At 75.7% G+C, this 22936-nt stretch carries 22 protein-coding genes and 3 tRNA genes; 18 read left to right on the top strand and 7 right to left on the bottom strand.

The features are described from left to right. On the bottom strand, nucleotides 1-1560 hold the full coding sequence (locus tag ENKNEFLB_RS03475; RefSeq protein ID WP_214057916.1) for an NAD(P)/FAD-dependent oxidoreductase: 1560 nt from the start codon (nucleotides 1558-1560) through the stop codon (nucleotides 1-3). Nucleotides 1561-1814: 254 nt separating this feature from the next. Here ENKNEFLB_RS03475 and ENKNEFLB_RS03470 point away from each other — a divergent pair, with 254 nt between their 5' ends. Genes ENKNEFLB_RS03470 through ENKNEFLB_RS03460 form a run of 3 tightly spaced genes read left to right on the top strand, consistent with a single transcriptional unit; the run spans nucleotide 1815 to nucleotide 3594 of the window. Then, on the top strand, nucleotides 1815-2846 hold the full coding sequence (locus tag ENKNEFLB_RS03470; protein ID WP_214057915.1) for an ATP-binding protein: 1032 nt from the start codon (nucleotides 1815-1817) through the stop codon (nucleotides 2844-2846). Continuing rightward, nucleotides 2843-3259 carry a CrcB family protein gene (locus ENKNEFLB_RS03465; protein WP_214057914.1) on the top strand — a complete coding sequence of 139 codons (417 nt, stop codon included), beginning with the start codon at nucleotides 2843-2845 and terminating at the stop codon, nucleotides 3257-3259. Before ENKNEFLB_RS03470 ends, ENKNEFLB_RS03465 begins: the two co-directional genes overlap by 4 nt. Beyond that, complete coding sequence (locus ENKNEFLB_RS03460; RefSeq protein WP_246535822.1) at nucleotides 3256-3594, top strand: fluoride efflux transporter FluC; 339 nt, start codon at nucleotides 3256-3258, stop codon at nucleotides 3592-3594. The genes ENKNEFLB_RS03465 and ENKNEFLB_RS03460 overlap by 4 nt, the downstream gene beginning before the upstream one ends. Before the next feature lie 6 nt (nucleotides 3595-3600). Here ENKNEFLB_RS03460 and ENKNEFLB_RS03455 read toward each other — a convergent pair whose 3' ends face one another. From ENKNEFLB_RS03455 to ENKNEFLB_RS03445, 3 genes are all read right to left on the bottom strand, one after another. Beyond that, complete coding sequence (locus ENKNEFLB_RS03455; RefSeq protein WP_214057913.1) at nucleotides 3601-3957, bottom strand: metallopeptidase family protein; 357 nt, start codon at nucleotides 3955-3957, stop codon at nucleotides 3601-3603. Between the two features lie 123 nt (nucleotides 3958-4080). Beyond that, nucleotides 4081-4154 (bottom strand) — tRNA-Asp (locus tag ENKNEFLB_RS03450). A gap of 144 nt (nucleotides 4155-4298) precedes the next feature. Then, nucleotides 4299-4371, bottom strand: a tRNA-Glu gene (locus ENKNEFLB_RS03445). 75 nt (nucleotides 4372-4446) lie between these two features. Here ENKNEFLB_RS03445 and ENKNEFLB_RS03440 point away from each other — a divergent pair. Both ENKNEFLB_RS03440 and ENKNEFLB_RS03435 read left to right on the top strand, forming a co-directional pair. After that, nucleotides 4447-4520 (top strand) — tRNA-Phe (locus ENKNEFLB_RS03440). A 166-nt stretch (nucleotides 4521-4686) separates the two neighbouring features. Beyond that, on the top strand, nucleotides 4687-6228 hold the full coding sequence (locus ENKNEFLB_RS03435) for a serine/threonine-protein kinase (RefSeq protein WP_214057912.1): 1542 nt from the start codon (nucleotides 4687-4689) through the stop codon (nucleotides 6226-6228). A 155-nt stretch (nucleotides 6229-6383) separates the two neighbouring features. Here ENKNEFLB_RS03435 and ENKNEFLB_RS03430 read toward each other — a convergent pair whose 3' ends face one another. After that, entirely contained in the window at nucleotides 6384-7601 is a 1218-nt protein-coding gene (locus tag ENKNEFLB_RS03430; protein ID WP_214057911.1) for a S8 family peptidase, read from the bottom strand. A 323-nt stretch (nucleotides 7602-7924) separates the two neighbouring features. Here ENKNEFLB_RS03430 and ENKNEFLB_RS03425 point away from each other — a divergent pair, with 323 nt between their 5' ends. Then, the gene (locus ENKNEFLB_RS03425) at nucleotides 7925-8203 is read left to right on the top strand and encodes an HU family DNA-binding protein (protein ID WP_160012121.1); all 279 of its coding nucleotides are present in this window, start codon (nucleotides 7925-7927) and stop codon (nucleotides 8201-8203) included. Between the two features lie 154 nt (nucleotides 8204-8357). On the opposite strand, the gene ENKNEFLB_RS03420 is transcribed toward ENKNEFLB_RS03425, so the two are convergent. After that, complete coding sequence (locus tag ENKNEFLB_RS03420; protein ID WP_214057910.1) at nucleotides 8358-9542, bottom strand: glycoside hydrolase family 26 protein; 1185 nt, start codon at nucleotides 9540-9542, stop codon at nucleotides 8358-8360. Nucleotides 9543-9776: 234 nt separating this feature from the next. Here ENKNEFLB_RS03420 and ENKNEFLB_RS03415 point away from each other — a divergent pair, with 234 nt between their 5' ends. The 10 genes from ENKNEFLB_RS03415 (at nucleotide 9777) to ENKNEFLB_RS03370 (ending at nucleotide 19660) form a co-directional block, all read left to right on the top strand. After that, a complete protein-coding gene (locus tag ENKNEFLB_RS03415) occupies nucleotides 9777-10955 on the top strand; it encodes a glycosyltransferase family 1 protein (RefSeq protein WP_246535821.1) in 1179 nt (392 codons plus the stop codon). Further along, the gene (locus ENKNEFLB_RS03410) at nucleotides 10952-12082 is read left to right on the top strand and encodes a glycosyltransferase (protein WP_214057909.1); all 1131 of its coding nucleotides are present in this window, start codon (nucleotides 10952-10954) and stop codon (nucleotides 12080-12082) included. Before ENKNEFLB_RS03415 ends, ENKNEFLB_RS03410 begins: the two co-directional genes overlap by 4 nt. Beyond that, the gene (locus tag ENKNEFLB_RS03405) at nucleotides 12079-13110 is read left to right on the top strand and encodes a glycosyltransferase (protein ID WP_214057908.1); all 1032 of its coding nucleotides are present in this window, start codon (nucleotides 12079-12081) and stop codon (nucleotides 13108-13110) included. The genes ENKNEFLB_RS03410 and ENKNEFLB_RS03405 overlap by 4 nt, the downstream gene beginning before the upstream one ends. Continuing rightward, the gene (locus ENKNEFLB_RS03400) at nucleotides 13107-13916 is read left to right on the top strand and encodes a glycosyltransferase family 2 protein (RefSeq protein ID WP_214057907.1); all 810 of its coding nucleotides are present in this window, start codon (nucleotides 13107-13109) and stop codon (nucleotides 13914-13916) included. The genes ENKNEFLB_RS03405 and ENKNEFLB_RS03400 overlap by 4 nt, the downstream gene beginning before the upstream one ends. Further along, nucleotides 13913-14917 (top strand): WcbI family polysaccharide biosynthesis putative acetyltransferase, encoded by a 1005-nt coding sequence (locus ENKNEFLB_RS03395; RefSeq protein WP_214057906.1) that lies wholly within the window; start codon nucleotides 13913-13915, stop codon nucleotides 14915-14917. The genes ENKNEFLB_RS03400 and ENKNEFLB_RS03395 overlap by 4 nt, the downstream gene beginning before the upstream one ends. After that, a complete protein-coding gene (locus tag ENKNEFLB_RS03390; protein ID WP_214057905.1) occupies nucleotides 14914-15894 on the top strand; it encodes a hypothetical protein in 981 nt (326 codons plus the stop codon). Before ENKNEFLB_RS03395 ends, ENKNEFLB_RS03390 begins: the two co-directional genes overlap by 4 nt. Then, on the top strand, nucleotides 15891-17243 hold the full coding sequence (locus tag ENKNEFLB_RS03385) for a glycosyltransferase (RefSeq protein WP_214057904.1): 1353 nt from the start codon (nucleotides 15891-15893) through the stop codon (nucleotides 17241-17243). Before ENKNEFLB_RS03390 ends, ENKNEFLB_RS03385 begins: the two co-directional genes overlap by 4 nt. 274 nt (nucleotides 17244-17517) lie before the next feature. Next, nucleotides 17518-18195: an HAD-IA family hydrolase gene (locus ENKNEFLB_RS03380; RefSeq protein WP_214057903.1), complete on the top strand. Its 678-nt coding sequence runs from the start codon at nucleotides 17518-17520 to the stop codon at nucleotides 18193-18195. Between the two features lie 133 nt (nucleotides 18196-18328). After that, complete coding sequence (locus ENKNEFLB_RS03375) at nucleotides 18329-18475, top strand: hypothetical protein (protein ID WP_214057902.1); 147 nt, start codon at nucleotides 18329-18331, stop codon at nucleotides 18473-18475. Between the two features lie 156 nt (nucleotides 18476-18631). Then, a complete protein-coding gene (locus ENKNEFLB_RS03370) occupies nucleotides 18632-19660 on the top strand; it encodes a zinc-binding alcohol dehydrogenase family protein (protein WP_214057901.1) in 1029 nt (342 codons plus the stop codon). Nucleotides 19661-19729: 69 nt separating this feature from the next. On the opposite strand, the gene ENKNEFLB_RS03365 is transcribed toward ENKNEFLB_RS03370, so the two are convergent. Then, on the bottom strand, nucleotides 19730-20224 hold the full coding sequence (locus ENKNEFLB_RS03365; protein WP_214057900.1) for a DUF4190 domain-containing protein: 495 nt from the start codon (nucleotides 20222-20224) through the stop codon (nucleotides 19730-19732). Nucleotides 20225-20514: 290 nt separating this feature from the next. Between ENKNEFLB_RS03365 and ENKNEFLB_RS03360 the strand changes: the two genes are divergently transcribed. Then, a complete protein-coding gene (locus tag ENKNEFLB_RS03360; RefSeq protein WP_214057899.1) occupies nucleotides 20515-22719 on the top strand; it encodes a carbon starvation CstA family protein in 2205 nt (734 codons plus the stop codon). Continuing rightward, the gene (locus ENKNEFLB_RS03355) at nucleotides 22716-22934 is read left to right on the top strand and encodes a YbdD/YjiX family protein (RefSeq protein WP_246535820.1); all 219 of its coding nucleotides are present in this window, start codon (nucleotides 22716-22718) and stop codon (nucleotides 22932-22934) included. The genes ENKNEFLB_RS03360 and ENKNEFLB_RS03355 overlap by 4 nt, the downstream gene beginning before the upstream one ends. Nucleotides 22935-22936: the final 2 nt, after the last annotated feature.

Here is a 22936-nt window from a genome sequence, read left to right as displayed (position 1 = left end):
TCAGACCCGCTCCTCCATGCGTACGCCGCGCTCGCCGGCGTCGGTGAGCCGGACGTTCTCGGCGGCCGCGGCCTCGAGCTCGGCGCGGCGGGTGGCCTCGAGCATCACCTGGGCCGCCTCATAGGCGCCGGGCTCGGAGACCAGGTCGACGGCGCCGCGGTCGAACCTGGCCAATGCGTTGCGTCCGAAGATCTGCTGCTCGGTCGAGGTGCGCTCGGCGCGCCCGCGTCCCAGGAACGAGACAAACCAGTGCAGCACCGCGGTGATCCGGTTCTTGAAGCCGGTGATGTAGACGAGGTGGACCGCGAGCCACATCAGCCAGGCGATGAAGCCGGTCAGGCGCACGTTGCCCACCAGCGCCACGGCGCGGAAGCGGCTGATGATCGCCATCGAGCCCTTGTCGAAGTACTTGAACGGCTTCTGGGCCGGCTTGTTGTCGAGGCGGTGGCCGATCTCCTTGGCGGCGTACTTCGCCCCCTGGATGGCGACCTGCGCGACGCCCGGGAGGTTGTCGAGGGAGATCATGTCGCCGACGACGAACACCTCGGGGTAGCCCGGGAGGGTCAGGTCGGGGTTGACCCCGATCCGCCCGGCCCGGTCGACCGGGGCGCCGGTCTGCTCGGCCAGCTGCTTGCCCAGCGGGCTGGCCTGCACGCCGGCGGCCCAGATCTTGGTGATCGAGTTGATCCGCTCGGTGTGGCCGTCCTTGTACTGGGTGACCAGGCCGCGCTCGTCGACGTCGGTGACCATCGCGCCGAGCTTGACCTCGACGCCGAGCTTCTCGAGCTCCTTCTTCGACTTCTCCCCCAGCTTGGCGCCGAAGGGAGGCAGCACCTGCGGGGCGGCGTCGACCAGCACGACGCGTGCGGAGCGGGTGTTGATCGAGCGGAAGTCGCGGCGCAGCGTGCGGTGGGCCAGCTCGGCGATCTGGCCGGCCATCTCGACACCGGTCGGACCGGCCCCGACGACCACGAAGGTCAGCATGTGGTCGACGTCCTCACCCTTGGCGGCGCCGACCTCGGCCATCTCGAAGGCGCCGAAGATGCGTCCGCGCAGCTCGAGGGCGTCGTCGATGCTCTTCATCCCGGGGGCGAACTCGGCGAAGTGGTCGTTGCCGAAGTACGACTGCCCGGCGCCGGCGGCGACCAGCAGCGAGTCGTAGTGGGTGACGGTCTGGCGTCCCAGGACGTGGTGGGTGACGGTGCGCGCGTCGAGGTCGACGTCGGTCACCTCGCCGAGCAGGACGCGGGCGTTCTTCTGCCGGCTGAGCACCTCGCGGGTGGGCGGCGCGATCTCGCCCTCGGAGAGGATCCCGGTCGCCACCTGGTAGAGCAGCGGCTGGAAGAGGTGGTGGGTGGTCTTGGCGATCATCGTGATGTCGACGTCGCTGCCCTTGAGGGCCTTGGTCCCGAAGAGGCCGCCGAAGCCGGAACCGATGACGACGACCCGGTGCCGCTGTCCCTCGCCCCCGCTCGCGTCGCCCGCGTTGCCGTGGTCGACCAGCTGAAGGTTCTCGTGGTGGGGCTGCGTCACGTCGTGTCCGTCCTGGGTCGAGCTCATGGGTGCTCCGTCTCCTCGGGTGCACCCCCATCGTCTCGCGCCGACCGGGGTGGTGCCAGTCGTCGCGTCGTCTCATCGGTCACACGCGCCCCTGCTCGACGTGGGGCCGCGTCGTCGCAGGTCAGCGGCTCGCGTCCGGATCGAACAGGTCGCCGGGCGACACGCGGAAGCCCGCCGGGGTGGCTTGACACGCCACCCCTGCGGGTAAAGCGTCCACACTGTCCCCGACGGCCACCACTCTCGGAGGGACCCTCGTGACGTCGACCCCGCCTCAGATCGCCCTGGCCCCCGGGCCACGGAGCGTTCAGGACGCACGCCGGTGGGTGGTCGGCCGCTGCCGGGACCTCGGCCGGCCAGAGCTGGCCGAGTGCGCCGAGGTGGGCGTCTCGGAGCTGGTGAGCAACGCGCTGCTGCACGGGTCCGCCCCGATCCAGGTGGGGGTCGCCGGCACCGCCGCCCACCCGCGCGTGGAGGTGCGCGACGCCTCCACCGACGCGCCCCGGATCGGCTCGGGCACCGAGGCCACCCTGCTCGGCGACCACCTCGACGACGACGCGCTGCTGACCTTCGGGCGCGGCCTGGGCATCGTGGCGCGCGTCTCGCGGGCCTGGGGTGCCGACATCGACGACGACGGCAAGGTCGTCTGGTTCGAGCCGGCCGAGGACGTCGAGGACGTCGCCACCGAGGGCGTGGTCACCGGCCTGACCGGGCAGGCCGCGCGGCGCCGCGCCCTGGACCGCGCGGGCGTGCGCACCTTCGTGCTCCCCGGCGTCCCGCTGCGCCTGCACGTCGCCTTCGTCCGGCACTACCGCGAGCTGCGGCGCGAGGTGCGGCTGCTCGCGCTGGCGCACGCCACGACCTACCCGCTGGCCCGCGACCTGTCCGAGCTGTTCACGGCGCTGGACGCCCCGGCGTACGACGGGCTCCTGCTCGCCGTCGCCGACATCGCCGACGCCGCCGACGCGGCCGTGCACGACCACGCCGAGGGCCACACCGCGGTCGACCTGCGCGTGGACCTGACCCGCGAGGGCGCCGCGGAGCTCGGCCGGCTGGCCGAGCTGCTCGAGGCCGCCGACGTGTTCTGCCGCGAGGAGCGGCTGCTCGCCCTGGCCCGCGACCACGAGCAGCGACGGTTCCAGCGGTGGTTCCTCGAGGAGCTCGAGGCGCAGGGGGCCGGAGCGGCGCCCCGGCGCTGGGACGAGGAACCCGGGGACGGGGCGCCCGGGGACGGGGCGCCCGGGGACGGGGACGGGGACGACGAGCGCCCCCGGACGACCGTCCGGTGAGGGGACCGGCTCCGGCGGCGGTCGCGGCCGTCGCCGTCGGCGGCGCGCTCGGGTGCGTGCTGCGCGCGGTCGTGGGCGAGGTCGTCCCGGCCGGCCCCACGGACTTCCCGTGGGTGATCTTCGTGGTCAACCTCGTCGGGGCCGTCGCGCTGGCCGCCCTCCCGGCGCTCGGTGCCGTCCGCCGGTCGTCCGTCCTGGCCGCGGGCCTCGGGCCCGGCCTGCTCGGGGGGTTCACGACGCTGTCGGCCGTCTCGGACCAGACCCGGGCGCTGCTGGCCGCCGAGGAGACGGTGACCGCGGCGGCGTACGTCGGGAGCTCCCTGACCGTCGGCCTGCTGGCCGTGGTGGCCGTGTCCGCCGCGGTGGGGACCGGGCCCGAGCAGGACCTCGCCGACGAGGAGGGCGACGAGTGAGCCCGGTGGACCTGCTGCTGGTGGCGCTCGGCGGTGCTGTCGGGGCGCCGCTGCGGTTCGTGGCCGCGCACCACCTCGACCGGGCGCTGCCGTGGGGGACGCTGCTGGTCAACGTGGTCGGCTCGACGCTGCTCGGCGCCTTCGCGGCACTGGCCCTGGACGGCAGCGCGTACGCCCTCCTGGCGACCGGCTTCTGCGGCGGCCTGACCACCTGGTCGAGCTTCGTGGTGCAGACCCGGCGGACCGGCGGGGCGCGGGGCGCGGCCTACGCCGTGGGGACCCTCATGCTCAGCCTGCTCGGCTGCACGGTCGCGTTCGCGCTCGTCGCGGGCTGAGGTGGCCTAGGCGTAGCCGAGGTCGTGCAGCCGGTCGTCGTCGATGCCGAAGTGGTGGGCGATCTCGTGCACGACGGTGATCCGTACCTCCTCGACGAGCTCCTCGGGCGTCGAGCAGTAGGCCAGCAGCGGGAGCCGGAAGACGAAGATCCGGTCCGGCAGGCGGGCCAGGTTGCCGCCCTCCTGCTCGGTCAGGGCGACGCCGTCGTAGAGCCCGAGGATGTCGCGCGGCTGGTCGGCCGGCGGTTCGTCCTCGACCAGCACCACGACGTTGCTGACCCGCTCCGCGAGCGCGTCGGGGATCTCGTCGAGCGCGGCGTCGACCAGGCGCTCGAACTCCTCGGGGCTGATGTCGAGAGGCACGCGGTCATCCTCCCCGACGCCCGAAACGCGCCGGCAGGGCTCGTCACGACTCCACCCACGACAGCACGCGACGCCCCCGGAACGCAGCGACGCCCCGGACCAGTGGTCCGGGGCGTCATCCTGCGACCCCGACGGGACTCGAACCCGCGGCCTCCGCCGTGACAGGGCGGCGCGCTAACCAACTGCGCTACGGGGCCTAGTTCGCTCTTCCGCGCAGCCCGGATCGGGCCTCGCGGACGAAGCGGTAGGACTCTAACCCACGGCGGCTGCGCCGCCCAACTCAGGCCCAACTCGGGCCCGACTCAGGCCCCGCCCGGGCTCGGACCCGGGCTCGGACTCGGCACCCCCAACGGGATTCGAACCCGTGCTACCGCCGTGAAAGGGCGGGGTCCTGGGCCGCTAGACGATGGGGGCCAGGCGGCCACATCCTAGGACCACGCCGTCCGGTTGCGGGCCGGGACCCGGGCTCCGGTAAGGTGACCGTCGCTCGGGCAGGTAGCTCAGTCGGTACGAGCGTCCGCCTGAAAAGTGGAAGGTCGGCGGTTCGACCCCGCCCCTGCCCACGAGCAGCACCAGGTCCCGACCTGGACGAACGCCCCCGCCGGTCACCGGCGGGGGCGTTCTGCGTCGACGGGTGGAGCCACCCGGGGGTCGTCGGGTCATGATGGGCCGACCACCCCGGGCTGCCGGATCCTGCCCGCCCGGGCACCAGGACGTACGGAGGAGCGCATGCCACCCAGGACCATCGCCGGCCGCTACCTGGTCGACCGCGCGGTCGGCCGGGGCGGGATGGGCACCGTGTGGCTCTGCCGCGACGAGGTGCTGGGGCGCCAGGTGGCGGTCAAGCAGATCGGGGCGCTGCCGGGCGAGACGACCTTCGACGTGGCCCGGGCGCTGCGCGAGGCCCGCTCGTCGGCGGCCCTGAACCACCCGCACGTCGTCGCGATCTACGACGCCGTGGAGGACGAGACCGGCAACTGGCTGGTGATGGAGTACGTCCCCTCGCGCACCCTCGCCGAGATCGTCGCCGAGGAGGGGCCGCTGGACCCCGTCCGGGTGGCCGGGCTCGGGGCGCAGGCCGCCGAGGGCCTGGCCGCGGCCCACGCCCGCGGCACGGTGCACCGCGACGTGAAGCCGAGCAACCTGCTGATCACCGAGGACGACCACGTCAAGATCACCGACTTCGGCATCTCGCGCACCCACGGCGACGTCGAGCTCACCCGGACCGGCCTGGTCACCGGCACCCCGTCGTACCTGTCCCCCGAGGCCGCCCGCGGCGAGAGCGGCGGCACGGCCTCCGACGTGTGGGCGCTCGGGGCCACGCTGTGGACGGCCGTCGAGGGCGTCGGGCCGTACGCCGACCGCGACAACGCGCTCGCGGTGCTGAACGCGATCGTCTCCGAGCCCACGCCCGTGCCCGCGCACGGCGGCCCGCTCACCGACCACGTCACGCGGATGATGGACCACGACCCCGGCGCGCGACCCTCGATGGGGATGGTGGTCGCGTCCCTGCAGGCGGTGCACCGTGGCGAGGCAGCACCGGCTGCCCCGCCGGAGCCGGACGACGCGGCCGGACACCCCGTGCCTCCCGTGCCGCCGCCGGTGCCGCCCTCGGGGCCGGCGACCGGGTCGGCGACAGGGCCGGCGACAGGGCCGGCGACCGATGACCGCCGCCGTCGGCGGGGCGGCTGGCTGGTGGCGGCCGCGGTCCTGCTGGTCCTGCTGCTGGGCGGGGTGGTGTGGCAGGTCGGCCGCGACGACGCGCAGCCCGTCGCCGGCACCACGGACCCCACGCCGGCACCGTCGGCGACCCCCGCGCAGACGCCGACCGAGGAGCCGTCCCCGACCGAGGAGCCGACCCCGACCCAGGAGCCGGAGACGTCGGCGCCGCCGACGACCTCCGCGCCCCCCGAGCCCGAGCCGTCGAGCCCGTCCCCCTCGGAACCGGAGTCGGAGTCACCCTCGGCGTCGACCGGTGACGCCGCGGCGTTCGCCACGTCGTACTACTCCCAGCTGCCGGACAACCTCGAGGCCGCCTACGCCCAGCTCTCGCCGAGCTACCGGCAGTCGACGTCCTTCCAGTCGTACGCGGGCTTCTGGCGCACGATCGACGACGTCTCGGTCGGCTCCACCACCGTGGCCGACGACGGCACCACGGTCGACGTCCAGGTCACGTACACGACCGACGGGGGCTCGCAGACCGAGACCCGCCGGCTCTACCTCGACCCCGCCGGCGACGGCTTCGTGATCGGCGACGACGAGGCCGTGTAGCCGAGATGACGCTTCCGGACAGCCGAGATGACGCTCGCGGCGCCTCGAGGTGACGGTTCCGGCGCACCCGCCGGGCCCGGGCCGTACGGCACGACGCCCCCGCCGAGGAACGGCAGGGGCGTCGTGGACCGGGCCGGGGCGGCCCGGCGGCCGGCTCAGTAGGAGGAGAACAGCAGCCGGTTCGGCGAGCCGTTGGCGCCGCTGACCACGTTGCTCGTGGCGTTGCCGACCAGCGCGCCCGTCACCGTCGACGGCGAGGCTGACGGGTTGCCCTGGAGGTAGAGGGCGGCGACGCCGGCGACGTGCGGGGAGGCCATCGAGGTGCCCGAGATGGTGTTGGTCGCCGTGGTGCCGCCGATCCAGGCCGAGGTGATGCTCTGGCCCGGGGCGAAGAGGTCGACGCAGGAGCCGTAGTTCGAGAACGAGGCCCGGGCGTCGCCGAACGTGCTGGCCGCGACGGTGATCGCCGAGGCCGCCCGTGCCGGCGAGGAGGTGCAGGCGTTCACGTTCTCGTTGCCGGCGGCCACGACGGTGGTGATCCCGGCGGAGACCATCCGGGCCACCGCGGTGTCGGTGGCGGCGTCGGCCCCGCCGCCCAGGCTCATGTTGGCCACGGCGGGCCGGGTCGCGTTGGCGGCCACCCAGTCCATCCCGGCGATGACGCCGGAGCTGGTGCCGCTGCCCCGGCAGTCCAGCACGCGGACCGGGACGAGCGTGACCGCCTTGGCCACGCCGTACGTCGTGCCGCCCACGGTGCCGGCGACGTGCGTGCCGTGACCGTTGCAGTCGCTGGTGCCGCGCCCGTCGTTGATCGCGGTGACGCCGGCGGCGACGCGTCCGCTGACCTCCCGGTTCGCGGCGTAGATGCCGGTGTCGATGATGTAGGCGCGCACCCCGGAGCCCGTACGGCTGTAGGTGTAGCTGCGCGAGAGCGGCAGAGCGCGCTGGTCGATGCGGTCCAGGCCGCCGGTGGCGTTGCTCTGGGTCGCCGCGATGCTGACGCGGGCGTCCTCCTGGACGAACTCGACCTGCGGGTCCCGGCGGACCTCGGCCAGCTGGGCGTCGGTCAGCGAGACGGCGTAGGCGCCGAGGGTGCCGTAGACGTGCTCGACGTCGCTGCGCTGCCCGTCTACGGCGGCGCGGGCCTCGCTGCGGGCCTGGCCGGCGGCGGCCTCGTCGAGCACGACGACGTACCGACCGGCCACGGCACGATCGGAGGTGACCAACGGAGCGGGGCGGTCGGGGGCGGCGGCGGGCGCGGCGGGTCCGGCGGCCGACGGGGCGGCGGGTGCGGCCGAGGCCGGGCCGGCGCCGAGGGTGCCGGCGGCGGCGAGGGCCGCGACCAGGGCAGCGAGCGGGGTGGTCTTCTTCATGGTTTCCAAGCACCTTCCGGCGGGCCGCGGACGGCCACGTGGCGGGCACCTCCCGAGACAGGAGGGCTGACGGCCGGGGGGCCGTCACCGGTCACTGTGCCCCTCCCGGCACCCCCGCGCCACGAACCTGTGATGCAGGTCGATGCACTGCACGAAGCTGCAACCAGGGCCCGCATCGGCCGCCGTCCAGGGCGCTCCGGGCCGGCTCTGGGCCGGCTCCAGGTGGTCCCCGCACCACGCCGCGGTGGGCCCGGGCGCGCGTTCCGGGCCGCGGGGCCGCTACGGTGCCGAGAAGAGATCGCACGCCACACCAAGGAGTTTTCATGAACAAGAGCCAGCTCGTCGAGGACGTCGCCACCCGCGCCGACGTCGACAAGGCCACCGCCGACCGCGCCGTCGCCGCCGTCCTCGAGGCCATCACCGAGGCCCTCGTCGCCCGCGACAAGGTCACCATCCCCGGCTTCGGCACCTTCGAGACCCGCGACCGTGACGCCCGCACCGGCCGCAACCCCCAGACCGGCGAGGCCATCCAGGTCGCCGCCACGACGGCCCCCGCCTTCAAGGCCGGCGCCGAGCTCAAGCGCAAGGTCGCCGGTCGCTGATCGACCGCACCTCGTAGGACCCCCTGCGCGCCCCGCGCGCACGCACGCCCCCGTCGGTCACCGGCGGGGGCTTCTGCGTCCCCCGACGCGCCGCGACCGTCATCTCGACGCGCCGCAAGCGTCATCTCGGCTGTCCGCGAGCGTCATCTCGGCGTCAGCGGGCGCGGCCGGAACGGTCGAGGGCGGCGGCGTACGCCTGCGCGAGCCCCGGGTCCGCCGTGGCCCGCCAGTCCACCTGGCCGCCCACCTCCGGCTCCGTCTTGGCCCACTCGAACCACGCGACCATGCCCAGGGCCGGGAGCCGCTCGGCCAGCGCGGGGTCCCAGACCTGGTCCCACCAGGCGGCCTTGACCTCGGCCTCCGGGGCGCCGCCGGCGCCGGGCACGTAGAGCGCCGCGGTCTCGGTCACCGCGACCGGCTTGCCGCGGGCCACGCCGTACTCGCCGTGGAAGTCCGGGACGACCCGCTCGTCGCGCGTGGTCGAGACGTAGGTGCCGCCGAGCTGGTCGACCAGCTTGTCCGGCGCGGGCACCTCGTTCTCGCCCCACGGGTAGTCCTCGCCCCAGTGGTAGAGCGACATGCCGACCCAGTCGACCGCGTCGTCGCCGGGGTAGAACGGCGCGTAGCCGTCGTCGCGCTCCGTCAGCACGCCGTCCCCGTCGGTGTCGAGCACGCCCGGGGCGGCCGGGTCGGCGTGGTAGCCACCCCCCAGGAACGGGTAGCCGCCGGCATAGCTCGGCGCCCACATCATCTGCGTCCCCGGGGCGCCGTCGTGCACCGCCGCGGCCACCTGGCGGAAGGAGGCGACGTACGCCTCCGGCTGCTGGCCCCACGGGTACCAGGACCCGTTCATCTCGTGGGCGTAGCGCAGGAAGACCTCGACGCCGCCGTCGTTCCACGCCCGCAGCCGCCTGACCAGGTCGGCCGTGGCCGCCTCGTCGACCGCCGCCAGCCCGGCGTTCGGCTCCAGGGTCAGCAGCACGCTGCTGCCCGCCGCCCCGGCCTGGTCCACCACGCCCTGCACCGCCGCGAGGTCCTCCTCGCGCAGCGGCACCTCGGCGAAGGTCACCACGACCGCGGGCGTACGACCGAGCCGCTCGGCGTAGGCCGCCAGGCTGTCGGTGGCCCAGTCCAGGCTGACCCCGGTCAGCACGTCGCCGCCCTCCGCCACCGCGTCGGCGCCGCCCACCGACGCGTCGGACGCGTCGGGCCCGCCCGGCCGCGCACCGACGTCGAGCCGCAGCGCGAGCGCAGCGAGCGCGACGAGGACGACCGTGCCGGCCAGGAACCGGGTGCGGGGCGACGGGCGGGAGGGGGGACGTGGTCGGGGGGAGGCCACAGGGACGAGCGTACGCCCGCCGCGGCGCCCCGGTGCCGGTTCGACCAGGCCCGCGGTGTGACGCGGCCGGACCGCCGGACCCGCGAAAGGGTCACCTAGGGGGGTAGTAGGTCCGGCCCCGACCGACGAACGTGGGCTGCAGCGAAGGCAGGTGCTGTGCCCCGAACCACCGGCCGCCCTGAACCCCGCGCACCCTCGTCCTCGAGAGGTGCGCCCGCGCCCGAGAGGTACGTCATGAGCCCACGCCCAGCCGCCGCGCCACCGGTGCCGCTGGTCGTCGCGTCCGTGCCGGCCGACCACCCGTACGTGCGCCACCTCTCCGCCCCCGCGGACGCGCTGCCCGGCACCGTCGTCCGGCTGCCCGACCCCGACCCCGACCACCCCGGCGACCCGACCCGCACCGCGCACGGCCGCTGGTGGCCGCCGGCGATGCTGCGCCCGGAGTGGGTGCCCGCGCGCGACGTCGACCTGATGCACGTCCACTTCGGCTTCGACGACCGCACGCCGGCGCAGCTCGACGAGCTCGTGACCGCGCTGCACGCCCGCGGTCGGGCGCTGGTGCTGACCGTCCACGACCTCCGCAACCCCCACCACACCGACCCCGCCCTGCTGCGCGCCCAGCTCGACGTCCTCGTGCCGGCCGCCGACGCGCTGCTGACGCTGACCGACGGCGCCGCGGACGAGGTCCTCGCCCGCTGGGGCCGGCGCCCGACCGTGGTCCCGCACCCGCACGTGGTCGACCTGGACGTCATGCGCCGGGTCCGTGCGTCCCGCTCCGCCGCACCCACCGCCGATCCCCGCGTCGGCGTCGCGGTGAAGGACCTCCGCGCCAACACCGACGTCCTGCGCCTCCTGCCGGCCCTCGAGGCCCTGGCGGGCGACGGGGTGCGTCCGGTCGTCAGCATCCACCGCGCCACCCACCGGCACCCCCGCGACGACCGCGCCGCCCGCCTCGTCGCCGCGCTCGACGACGCCGCCGCCCGCGGCACGATCGAGCTGGTCGTGCACGAGCCGCTCGACGACGACGACCTCTGGTCGGCGGTCGCCGCGCTGGACGCGATGGTGCTGCCCTACCGCTTCGGCACCCACTCCGGCTGGCTGGAGATGTGCCACGACCTGGGCACCTCCGTGGTCGCCCCGGGCACCGGCCACTACGCGACCCAGGGGGCCGACGCGACGTACGCCGCCGACCCCGACGCCCCCGACGGGGAGGGTGCCGACACCGCGTCGGTCGTGGCCGCGGTCCACCACGCCCTCGCCGCCCGCGCCACCGGCCTGCCCGGGCTCGACGCGGACGCCCGGCACGCCCAGCGGGTCGCCGTCGCCCGCGCCCACGACGCGGTCTACCGCGACGCAGTCCGCACCGCCGCCGCCCGTCCTGCGCGCGCCGGCGCGAGCGAGGGCGCCGCGTGACGGCGGTCGTGGCGGGCCCGCCGCCGACGAGCACGGTGGGCGGCGGGGCCGGGCCCCGGATGCGCGTCGCCGTCATCGGGCCGGCCCGCTTCCCGCTGGTCGAGCCGTTCGCGGGCGGCCTCGAGGCCCACACCCACGCCCTGGTCCTCGGCCTGCGTCGCCGCGGTCACGCCGTCACCGTCTTCGCCGCCCCCGGCAGCGACCCCCGCCTGGCCGCGGTGGACCTCGCCGTGGACACCTTCACCAGCAGCACCGCGGCCCGCGCCGACGTCGGCGCGCCGCCGGAGCGGTGGATGCGCGAGCACCACGCGTACCTGGACCTGATGCTCGGCCTGCGCCGCCGCACCGGCCGCCGCTTCGACGTCGTCCACGACAACTCCCTGCACCACCTGCCGATCGCGATGGCCGACGTGCTCGACGAGCCCGTCGTCACCACGCTGCACACCCCGCCCGTGCCGTGGCTGGAGTCCGCGGCCGCCCTGGCCTCGGAGCGGCACCGGTTCGTCGCCGTCAGCAGCGCCACCGCCCGGTCCTGGCGGCACGCCCTGCGCGCCGAGGTCGTACCCAACGCGGTCGACACCGACGCCTGGTACGCCGGGCCGGGCGGGCGCCGCGCGCTGTGGTCGGGCCGCCTGGTCCCCGAGAAGGCGCCGCACGAGGCCGTGCTCGCCGCCCGCGCCGCCGGCGTGGCCATCGACCTCGCCGGGCCGGTCCTCGACCGCGCCTACTTCGAGCAGCAGGTACGCCCGCTGCTGGCCGAGGACGCCCGCTACCTCGGCCACCTCGGCCGGGCCGCGCTGCGCCACGTCGCCGCGCACTCCTGCGTGGCCGTGGTGACCCCCGCCTGGGAGGAGCCGTTCGGGCTGGTAGCGATCGAGGCGCTGTCCAGCGGCACCCCCGTCGCGGCCTACGCCCGTGGCGCGCTCCCGGAGATCCTCACCGACGGGGTCGGCGCCCTCGCCGACCCAGGCGACGTCGCCTCCCTGGCCCGGGCGATCAGGACCGCCGCCCGGCTCGACCGCGGCGCGGCGCGCGAGCACGCGGTGCGGCACTACTCCCACGACGTCATGCTCACGGCGTACGAGAGGGTCTACGCCCGCGCCGACCAGGGCGACCTGGTCGCGTGAGCACCGCTGGCTCGCGCACCGTCGGCTACTACGTCCACCACCACGGCTCGGGCCACGCCCACCGCGCCACCGCCGTGGCCGGCGAGCTGCACCGTCGCGGGGTCGTGGTGACCGGGCTGTCGTCGGCGCCCCGCCCGACCGGCTGGCCCGGGGAGTGGGTGGCGCTGGACCGCGACGACGACCCGGCCGTCGCCGACCCCGGGGCGGTCGACGCCACCGCGCACGGGCGGCTGCACTGGGTGCCGCGCCACCACCGCGGCCTGGCCCGTCGTACGGCGCAGCTGTCGGCCTGGCTGGCCGACGCCGACCCCGACGTCGTGGTCACCGACGTGTCCCAGGAGGCGACGCTGCTGGCCCGGCTGCACGGCGTGCCCGTGGTCTCGGTCGTGCTGCCCGGGCGCCGTGACGACGCCGCCCACGCGCTGGGTCTCGGCGTCTCGGCCGCGGTCGTGTCCTTCTGGCCGCGCGCCGCGCACGGGATGGCGCCCGGGCTGCCCGCCGACGTGGCCGCCCGGTTGCAGCCGCTGGGCGGGTTGTCCCGCTTCGCCCCGGACCCCTCCCCCGTCGCGTCCGACCGCGCGGGCTCCGTCGTGGTGCTCGCCGGCACCGGCGGCGGCTCGGGGGTCCTGCAGGAGGCCGCGGCCCGCGGCGCCGCGGCCGCACCGGACCTGGTCTGGCGGGTGCTCGGGCCGGGCTCGTGGAGCGCGGACCCGTGGGCCGAGATCCGGGCCGCCGACGTGGTGGTCACCGCGGCCGGCCAGAACTCCCTGGCCGAGGTCGCCGCCGCCCGCGTCCCCGCCGTGGTCGTGCCGCAGGACCGCCCGCACGACGAGCAGGCCACGACCGGACGGGTCCTGGCCGACGAGGCGTGGCCCGCGCTGGTCGTCGACGACCCGGCCGGCGCGGACTGGGCCGGGCTCGTGCGCAGGGCGGCCCGCCTCGACGGCGGCCGCTGGGCCGGCTGGGTCGACGGGGGCGCCGCCTCCCGGATGGCCGACGTCGTGCTGGGCGCCGGAGGCCGACCGTGAGCACCGCCGTCGTCACGATCGTCCACGGCCGGTCGCCGCACCTGCGCCGTCAGCACGACTCGCTGCTGGCCGACCCGCCCGACCACTGGGTCGTGGTGGCGATGGACGACCCGTCCGTCGCCCGCTGGCGCCCCGACGGCCTCGTCCCCGACGTGGTCGAGGTCGACCGCGACCCCCTCGGGCTGCCGCTCGCGGCGGCCCGCAACGCCGGCGCCCGCCGCGCCCGGGCGCTCGGCGCCGACGTGCTGGTGCACCTCGACGTCGACTGCCTGGCCGGTGACGGCCTGGTGACGGCGTACGCCGACGCGGTCCGCTCGCGCCCCGGACGCGTGTGGTGCGGCCCGGTCACCTACCTCCCGCCGGCCCCGCCGGCCGGCTACGACCTGGCCCGCCTGGCCGCGGCCGACGCCCCCCACCCCGCCCGGCCGGCCCCGGCCCCGGGCGAGCAGGAGGACTCCGAGGACTGGGACCTGTTCTGGTCGCTGTCCTTCGCGCTGGGCGCCGACGACCTGGACGCGCTCGGCGGCTTCTGCGAGGACTACGTCGGGTACGGCGGCGAGGACACCGACGCCGCCCAGCTCGCCCGGCGCGCCGGCCTCGGCCTGACCTGGCTCGGCGGCGCCCGGGCCTACCACCAGCACCACCCCGTCAGCAGCCCGCCGGTCGAGCACGTCGCCGACATCGTCCGCAACGCCCACGTCTTCCACCGCCGGTGGGGCTGGTGGCCGATGGCCGGCTGGCTGGAGCAGCTGGGCGAGCGCGGACTGGTCCGGCTCGGACCCGACGGCTGGGAGGTGGCCGGATGAGCGCCCCGACCTCCCCCGCCGCGACCTCCACCGCCTGGACGGCCGCGCGCACCCCGGCCGAGCGGGCGCACTACGGCGACTTCTACGACGGTCCGCCCGCACCCCCCGAGGGCGTCCCGCTGCTCGCGGTGCTGGGCAACTGCCAGGCGGAGTCGCTGCGCCTGGTGCTCCAGGACGACGACGTGCGCACGGTCCGGCTGCCCGCGCTGCACGAGCTCGGACCGGGCGACCTGGAGCCGCTGCACCGGCTGCTGCCCCGGCTCGACCTGCTGGTCAGCCAGCCGGTCGGCGAGGACTACCGCGGGCTGCCGCTGGGCACCGCCCAGGTGCTCGACCGGGCCCGCCCCGACCTGCGGCACGTGCTGGTGCCGCCGGTGCGGCACGCCGGGCCGTACCCCTGCCACCTGGTCGTGCACCCGCCCGGCCTGGCCGACCCCGACCCGCCGCTGGTGGCCTACCACGACGTGCGGACCGCGGTCCGCGCCGCGTGGCTGCGCGCCGGGCGCACCCCGCCGCCGGTGGGCGCCGCACTCGGGCCGGCCCCCGACGCCGCGACCGTGGCCGCGGTCTGCGAGGACTCGCGGGCCCAGCTGGCCCTGCGCGAGGCCCGGCACGGCACCCTGGTCGCCCACGACCTGCTGCTCGCCCCGACCTTCGCCCACCTGCGCACGGTCAACCACCCCGGCAACGCCCTGCTCAAGCCCCTCGGCCGACGGGTGCGCACGGCGCTGGGTCTGACCGACCGCCCCACGCGGGTCGCCCGGCCGCTGCTGGACCACGTGCACGCCCCGCGCGAGGCCTCGGTCGCGGCCGTGCTCGACCCCGCCGCACCCGCACGCGACCACTGGCTGCTGGGTGGCCGACCGGTGCCGGTCGCCGAGGTCGAGGCCGCCCACCTGGCCTGGTACGCCACCCGCCCCGACGTCCTCGACGTCGTCCTGGCCCGGTCGGTCGCGCTGCGCGGGCTGCTCGGCCTGGAGCTGCCGGGGGGCACGCCGTGAGCGCGCCGCCGGTCCACCTGGTCCCCGACCTGCCGGGGCACGGCGTCACGCTGCACGCCATGCAGGTCGCCGCCGCGGTCGGCGCGCGCACCCTCGACCTGACGGCGCTGCTCGACCTCGACCCGCAGCCGGTCCACGTCCACGTCACCGACCGGCTCCTCGGCGCCACCGGCGAGGAGACCTCCGCCCGGCTGGTCGCGCTCGGGCGCCGGCAGCCGATGACGGTGACCCTGCACGACGTGCCGCAGCCCGGCGACGGCGACGTGTTCGCGCGGCGCGTGCCCGCGTACGCCGCGGTGGTGGCCGCCGCCCGCGGCTGGGTGGTCAGCTCGGAGCACGAGCGGGCGCTGGTGCGACGCCACCTCGACCCGACCGACGACGGCGTCGTGGTGCCGCTGCCGGTGATGCCGCTGCCGGTGCCGCACGGCGCCGGCCCGCGGGAACGCGCGGCGGGCGACCCGCTGGTCGTCGGCGTGCTCGGCTGGGTCTACCCCGGCAAGGGCCACGACGAGGTGCTCCGCGCCTGCGCCGGGCTGCGCCGCGACCGGCCGGGCCCGGTCGTCCTGCGCGCCCTCGGTCGCGTCGCCGCCGGCCACGACCACCTGCTCGACGAGCTGGGCGCGCTCGCCTCCGAGCTCGACGTGGGGCTCGAGGTGAGCGGGTGGGTCGCTGACGCCGACCTGCCCGCCGCGCTGGCCGACGTCGACGTGCCGGTCGCCGCCCACCACCACGTCTCCGCGTCGGGGTCGGTCAACAGCTGGGTGGCGGCGCGACGTCGACCGCTGGTCACCGACGGCACCTACGCCCGCGAGATGGCCGCGCTGCGTCCCGGCACGCTGACCCTCGCCGGCGACCTGCCGGGTGCGCTGGCCCGGGCGGCGGCGGACCCGGCAGGCACCTGGCTCGCACCCGGGGTCGGCCTCGCACCCGGCCTGCCGGAGGTCGCGGCGGCGTACCTCGGCTGGTGGCCACGGTGAGGGGCCGCACCGTCCCCGGCAACCGCTGGGACCTGCTGACCGACCCGGCCGACCCAGCCGACCCGGCCGACCCGGCCGACCCGGCCCCGCCGTCGGTGACCGTCGTCGTGACCCACTACCGGCAGCCGCTCGAGCTGGCGCGGACCCTCCACGCGCTCTCACGCCAGGACCACCCGGCCCACCGGCTGCAGGTGGTGGTCGCCGACGACGGCTCCCCGGAGCCGCCGGAGGTGCCCGCCGGGGTCGAGGTGGTCACGCACGTGCACGACGGGTTCGGGGCCGCCAAGGCCCGCAACCGGGGCGCCGCGACCGCGACCGGCGAGGTGCTGGTCTTCCTCGACGCGGACACCACCCCGGAGCCCGGGTACGTCTCCCGCGTCGCCCGCCTGCCCGGCCTCGCCCCCGAGGTCGTCACCACCGGGCACCGTCGGCACGCGGACCTGTCCGGCGTCCCCGCCGACGCCGACGTCGAGGTCGCCGGGCCGGCGCACGAGCTGGCGGCGCCCACCTGGCTGCGCGACGAGCTCGCACGCTGCCGCGACCTCCTGGACGCCGACGAGACCTCGTTGCGCCTGGTGCTCGGCGCGGTCGTGTCCTGCTCGGCGGCGATGTTCGCGGCGGTCGGCGGGTTCGACGAGACCTTCGACCGGTACGGCGGGGAGGACTGGGAGTGGGCGCACCGCGCCTGGACCCACGGCGCGCTGCTCGCGCACGTGCCCGACGCGGTGGCCTGGCACGACGGCCCCGACCGCGCCGAGCGCCCCGGCTGGGGCACCGAGGGCGAGGGCCGGGAGCGGCTGCTCGCCGAGACCCTCGCCGTCGGCCGGCGCATCCCCGCCCCCGGGCTGGGCCCGGCCGGGCTGTCCCCGGACGGGGCCGCGGACCCGCTGGTCACCCTGGCGCCCGGGCTCGGCGGCGACGCCCTGGTCGTCGCCGTCGACAGCCTGCTGGCCGCGCTGCCCCGCGCCCGGGTGCTCGCGACGGCGGAGCAGCACGCGCTGCTGCTCGGGGACCACCGGGTCCTCGTGCACCCCGCCGGCGCGGACCACCTCACGACGGCACCGGCCCGCACCGCGTGGCGGCGCCTGCACCTGCACGCCGCGGTCAGCGGACCGCCCGCGGCCTGGACCGAGCACGCCGACCTGCTGCGCGGCGCCGACGCCGCGGGGCACGTCCAGGTGACCCGCGGCGCGCCGCTCGTGACGTGGTCGACCCTGCGCGCCGAGCGCCGCGCCGCCCGCTGGGGGCGCGACGACCTGCACCCCCGCCTCACCCGCCCTGCGTCGCCCGGTCTGACCGCGGTCGGCGAGGACGTGACCGTCCAGGCGCGCTGGGGCGGTTGGCGCTGACCGCCGCCGACGAAAGAACGTACACAACCCGGTCCCGACCCGATCTGGCCGCCGCCCGTGCCGCATCGTCCCAGGTCAGCCAGGTGTGTCTCTGGTCGCGCTCACGGCGGGACGGCTTGTGTACGTTCTTCCGTCGGCATCCGCCTGGTCGTCCCGCGTAGTGATCGCGCGAGGCGCGGTCAGGGCAGCCGCTGACCTGCAGCGACGCGGGCAGCAGGGGCCGCGGGTCCACCTTCCCTACGCAGGACGACCAGCCTCGGTGAGGATGGGCGGCGTGATCGTCACCTTCGACCTGTTCAGCGCCCTCACCGACACCCGCACCGGCGCCTCCCGCACGTTCGACGCGATCGCCCGGCGGCGCGGGTGGTCGCAGACCGGTGAGGAGCTCTACGACCGGTGGGACGGCTGCAACAAGGCCGCCCAGCGCACCGCCGAGCACCCCACCTCGTTCCGCGAGGTCTCGCTGGGCGCCCTCGCGGAGGCCTACGGCGCCCTCGGCGTCGACCCGGCCCTCGCCGGGGCCGACCTCGCCGAGCTGCACGCCGGGGCGGGCGACTGGCCGCTGTGGCCCGACGTCGCTGCCGGCGTCGCCGCGGTCGCCGAGCAGGCGCGGGTGGGGCTGCTGTCGAACGTCGACGACGACCTGGCCCGGCTGACCCGGGCCCACGCGCTCGTCGACCCGTCCCTGGTGCTGAGCTCGCAGCGGCTCGGCGCCTTCAAGCCGGACCCGCGGATCTACGCCGCCGCCGTCGACGCGGCCGCGCCCGACCGGCTCATCCACGTGGCCGCCTCGGCGCGCGACGTGCGCGGCGCGCTCGAGGCCGGCATCGACGTCGTCCGGCTGGTCCGTCCGGGCCATGCCGTGGACCCCGACGGGCCCGCCCCCGCCCACGAGGTCACCGACGCCGCCGAGCTGCCGGCGGTCCGGCGCGACCTGGCCCGGCGGGCGTAGCCGCCCCGGCCGGGCGCGGCGCCCGAGGTGAGTGGTCTCTCATCGGCGTCTCACGGCCCCCTCACCGGGGCCAGCCAAGGTTCATGACATCAGCCCCGCGGACGCGGGGGACCACGAACCCCAGGAGCACCCCATGGCCCGGTCCGGCATCTTCACCGCCCTCACCCCCGCCGTCGCCGCCCGCGGCGACAACACCGACTCGCGCAGCCGGGACGGTCGACGCCGCCGGCGCAACCGCCGGCGCAACCGCCGCAGCCGGTCGCGCTCGCGCACCAACTGACCGACACCCGCAGCGAGCTCCGCGCGCATCCCCGTCACCGCACCGGTGGCGGGGATGTCGTGTCTGCGGCACCGGCCGGCGCGACCGGTGAGGCGACGGAACACGGCGGCCGCCACGGTGGTTGTGCCGCCGACCAGCGCCGACCCGAGGAGCCCGATGACCAGCACCCCCGCCCCCACCACCACGACCGCCTGGGTGGCCCGCGGCGGCCGCGGGCCCGACGACGAGGACGCCTTCGCCGAGACCACCGTCGAGGTGGCCGCGCCCGAGGGTCACGACCTCCGGGTACGAGTGGCCGCGGTGTCGGTCAACCCGGTCGACACCAAGGTCCACGCCGGCCTGACCGAGGGCACGCGCCAGCTCGGCTGGGACGCCTCCGGCGTGGTCGAGTCCGTCGGTTCCGCGGTGACGCGTTTCGGCCCGGGCGACGAGGTCTACTACGCCGGCGACCTGACCCGGCCGGGCACCGACGCCGGGCTGCACCTGGTCGACGAGCGGGTCGTCGGGCACAAGCCGGCCACGCTCGACCACGCGCAGGCGGCGTCGCTGCCGCTGACGGCGATCACCGCGTGGGAGACGCTCTTCGACCGGTTCGGCCTGACCCCGGGCGACCGCGGGCGCACCGGCACGCTGCTGGTCGTGGGCGGTGCCGGCGGCGTCGGGTCGGTGCTGGTGCAGCTCGCCCGGCAGCTGACGGGACTCACCGTCGTGGCGACCGCGGGCCGCGAGGAGAGCCGGGAGTGGGTGCAGGGGCTCGGAGCGCACCACGTCGTCGACCGCCACGACCTCGTGGCCGCGGTGCGGGAGATCGCCCCGGACGGGGTCGACCTCGTCTTCACCGCCCACTCGGCCGGCAACGTCGAGGCGTTCGCCGAGGTGCTGCGGCCCTTCGGCGAGGTCGTGGCCATCGACGACCCCGAGCAGCTCGACCTGCTGCCGCTCAAGGGCAAGTCGATCGCGTGGCGCTGGGAGCTGATGTTCACCCGCTCGATGCAGGGCACCGCCGACCTGGTCGAGCAGGGCCGGCTCCTGGACGAGGTCGCCCGCCTGGTCGACGCCGGCACGCTGCGCCACACCGCGACCACCGTCGTCGAGGGACTCGACGCCGCGACCCTGCGCGCGGCGCACCGCCAGCTCGCGTCCGGCTCGACGATCGGCAAGGTCGTCCTCACGGTCCGCGCCTGATCCCCCGCGAACGCAGCGAGGCCCCCGTCGCGGACGACGGGGGCCTCGGTGGGCGTACGGGGTCGTGCGTCAGTTCGTGTACTGCTCGTTGAACTCCCGCTCGCACTGGTCGATCGCGGCCTGGTCGCCGCCGGCGTCGTCGACGCACTGGGCGATGTCGCCGAAGATCGATCCGACGAAGGCGAGGATCGCGCCGGCGATCACCAGGCCGATCACCCCCAGCACGATGCCGGAGATGGCCAGGCCCTTGCCGCCGTGCGTCGGCTTCCTGCTCTGGATCAGCGCGACGACGCCGAGGATGATCGCGAAGATGCTCAGCAGGCCGCCGACCACGAAGATGCTGCCGAGCAGGCCCAGGATGCCGAGCACCAGCGCGGTGATGGCCAGGCCCTTCTTCTGCGACTGCGGCTGGCCGCCGTACTGCTGGTTGCCGTACTGAGGCGGCTGGTTGCCGTACTGGTTCGGCTGGTTGCCGTACTGGTCGGGCTGGCTGCCGTAGGGGTTCGGCTGGCCCGGCTGGTTCGGGTTGTTGCCGTACGGGCTCTCGGGAGGGGGCTGGGTCATGGCAGGGACTCCTTGCGGTGGGGGAAGACGGGCCTGGGGGTGGTCAGCGCTTGCGATGCGGGTCGCGCAGCAGGCGTACCCCGGCCCACGCGGCCAGCGGGACCGCGAGCACCAGGACGAGCAGGACGAGCCAGGTCGTGGTGGACATGGCCGCACGGTACTCACACCACACCCCCCTTCCGGGTCGCCACGCGCGGCCCGGGCGCGCCCCCGTACGGCGGGCGTGCGGCGCGCGGGCGCCTCGCGGAGGTAACGTGACGACGCTCACCATCCTGCTCGGAGGAGATCCCATGTCCACGTCCACCACCTCGCGACCACCCGGGGACGCGGCCCCGCAGCCGCGCCGCGCGGACCGCGCCACCCCGCGCTCGATCGCCGTCTGGGTGCTCGTCGCCCTCGTCGGGGCCACCTGCTGGGTCGTCCTCGCGCTCAGCCGCGGCGAGTCCGTCTCGGCGCTGTGGATCCTGTTCGCGGCGCTGTCGTCGTACCTGATCGCCTACCGCTTCTACTCGCGGTTCATCGCGCGCCGGGTGCTGCAGCTCGACGACACGCGGGCCACCCCGGCCGAGCGGCTGGAGAACGGCACCGACTTCGAGGTCACCGACCGCCGGGTGCTCTTCGGGCACCACTTCGCCGCGATCGCCGGCGCCGGTCCGCTGGTCGGGCCGGTCCTGGCCGCCCAGATGGGCTACCTGCCCGGCACGATCTGGATCGTCGTCGGCGTGATCGCCGCCGGCGCGGTGCAGGACATGGTCGTGCTGTTCTTCTCGATGCGCCGCGACGGCAAGTCGCTGGGCCAGATGGTGCGCGAGGAGATCGGCGTGGTCGGCGGCACCGCCGCGCTGATCGCGGTCTTCGCGATCATGATCATCCTGCTCGCGGTGCTGGCGCTGGTCGTGGTCAACGCCCTGGCGGAGTCGCCGTGGGGCGTGTTCTCGATCGGGCTGACCATCCCGATCGCGCTGCTGATGGGCTTCTACCTGCGCTTCTGGCGTCCCGGCAAGGTCCTCGAGGTCACCGGGATCGGCGTCGTGCTGCTGCTCGCCGCGATCATCGGCGGCGGCTACGTCGAGAACAGCGCGCTCGGCGACACCCTCACCCTCTCGCCGGAGACGCTGACCATCGCGCTGGTGCTGTACGGCTTCGTCGCCTCGATCCTGCCGGTGTGGATGCTGCTGACCCCGCGCGACTACCTGTCGACGTTCATGAAGATCGGCGTCATCCTGCTGCTGGCGGTCGGCCTCGTGCTGGCCCGCCCGGTGCTGGAGAACCAGGCCGTCACCGACTTCGCCTCGAGCGGCGAGGGCCCGGTCTTCGCCGGGTCGCTGTTCCCGTTCCTCTTCATCACCATCGCCTGCGGCGCGCTGTCCGGCTTCCACGCCCTGATCGGCTCCGGCACGACGCCGAAGATGCTGGCCAAGGAGAACCAGGTCCGGATGATCGGCTACGGCGGCATGCTGATGGAGTCCTTCGTGGCCATCTCCGCGCTGATCGCGGCCAGCGTCATCGACCAGGGCCTCTACTTCGCCATCAACTCCCCGGCGGCCGCGACCGGCGGCACCATCCAGGGCGCGACCGAGTTCGTCAACGGCCTCGGCTTCACGCTGACCCCCGAGACCCTCGAGGCCGCGGCGGCGTCGGTCGAGGAGGACCTGGTCTCGCGCACCGGTGGCGCCCCGACGCTGGCCTTCGGCATCTCGCAGATCTTCGCCACCGCGTTCGGCGGCGGGCTGGCGGCGTTCTGGTACCACTTCGCGATCATGTTCGAGGCGCTGTTCATCCTGACCGCCGTCGACGCCGGCACCCGCGTGGGCCGCTTCATGCTCCAAGACACCGTCGGCAACGTCTGGAAGCGCTTCGGCGACACCTCCTGGAAGCCCGCGTCGTGGTCGGCCTCGGCGGTCGTGGTCGCCTGCTGGGGCTACATGCTCTACGTCGGGGTGACCGACCCGCTGGGCGGCATCAACCAGCTCTTCCCGCTGTTCGGCATCGCCAACCAGCTCCTGGCCGCGATCGCGCTGACGCTCTGCGTGACGCTGTTCCTCAAGCACGGCTGGCTGAGGTGGGTCTGGGTGCCGGGCATCCCGCTGGTGTGGGACCTCGTGGTGACGATGACCGCGAGCTACCAGAAGGTCTTCTCCGACAACCCGCTGATCGGGTACTTCGCCCAGGCCGACCGCTACCGCGCCGCCCGCGACGCCGGCGAGGTGCTCGCCCCGGCGACGGACGCGAGCCAGATGGACACCGTCGTCTTCAACTCGACCCTCAACGGGATCCTGCAGGCCAGCTTCGCAGTGCTCGTGCTGGTGATCCTCGCGAACGCCGTGCTGGTGTGGGTGCGCGCGATCAGCCGCGGGTCGCTGCCGACCACCGAGGTCCCGGCCCAGCCCTCGCAGCTGGTCGCCCCGGCCGACTTCGTCGCCACGGCGGAGGAGAAGGAGGCCGTGCGCGCCTGGGAGGAGCGGCAGCACGAGGACGTGGGGGCCCGACGGTGAGCGCCCCGACGGCGCGGGCCGTGCCGGGCCCGGGGCCCGTACGCCGGGCGCTGGCCGGCGTGCGCTGGTACGCCCGGGAGCTCAGCGGCGAGGCGAAGTGGGACGAGTACCTGGCCCGCTGCGACCGCGACGGCACCGAGCCGATGACCCGCCGCGCGTTCGAGCGCCACCGCGACCACGTGCGGGAGGGCGCGACCCAGGGTCGGTGCTGCTGAGG

The organism is Nocardioides aquaticus (assembly GCF_018459925.1).
GTDB lineage: Bacteria > Actinomycetota > Actinomycetes > Propionibacteriales > Nocardioidaceae > Nocardioides > Nocardioides aquaticus.
The sequence above is the reverse complement of the archived record's forward strand: the minus strand, read 5'-3'. Positions and strand labels throughout refer to the sequence as shown.

What these genes read in the sequence shown, in the direction of transcription:
- ENKNEFLB_RS03430 (WP_214057911.1), bottom strand. Translation starts at nt 7,601, where the DNA reads ATGAAGAAGACCACCCCGCTCGCTGCCCTGGTCGCGGCCCTCGCCGCC.
- ENKNEFLB_RS03365 (WP_214057900.1), bottom strand. Translation starts at nt 20,224, where the DNA reads ATGACCCAGCCCCCTCCCGAGAGCCCGTACGGCAACAACCCGAACCAG.
- ENKNEFLB_RS03435 (WP_214057912.1), top strand. Translation starts at nt 4,687, where the DNA reads ATGCCACCCAGGACCATCGCCGGCCGCTACCTGGTCGACCGCGCGGTC.
- ENKNEFLB_RS03475 (WP_214057916.1), bottom strand. Translation starts at nt 1,560, where the DNA reads ATGAGCTCGACCCAGGACGGACACGACGTGACGCAGCCCCACCACGAG.
- ENKNEFLB_RS03425 (WP_160012121.1), top strand. Translation starts at nt 7,925, where the DNA reads ATGAACAAGAGCCAGCTCGTCGAGGACGTCGCCACCCGCGCCGACGTC.
- ENKNEFLB_RS03395 (WP_214057906.1), top strand. Translation starts at nt 13,913, where the DNA reads ATGAGCGCCCCGACCTCCCCCGCCGCGACCTCCACCGCCTGGACGGCC.
- ENKNEFLB_RS03370 (WP_214057901.1), top strand. Translation starts at nt 18,632, where the DNA reads ATGACCAGCACCCCCGCCCCCACCACCACGACCGCCTGGGTGGCCCGC.
- ENKNEFLB_RS03375 (WP_214057902.1), top strand. Translation starts at nt 18,329, where the DNA reads ATGGCCCGGTCCGGCATCTTCACCGCCCTCACCCCCGCCGTCGCCGCC.
- ENKNEFLB_RS03360 (WP_214057899.1), top strand. Translation starts at nt 20,515, where the DNA reads ATGTCCACGTCCACCACCTCGCGACCACCCGGGGACGCGGCCCCGCAG.
- ENKNEFLB_RS03415 (WP_246535821.1), top strand. Translation starts at nt 9,777, where the DNA reads ATGAGCCCACGCCCAGCCGCCGCGCCACCGGTGCCGCTGGTCGTCGCG.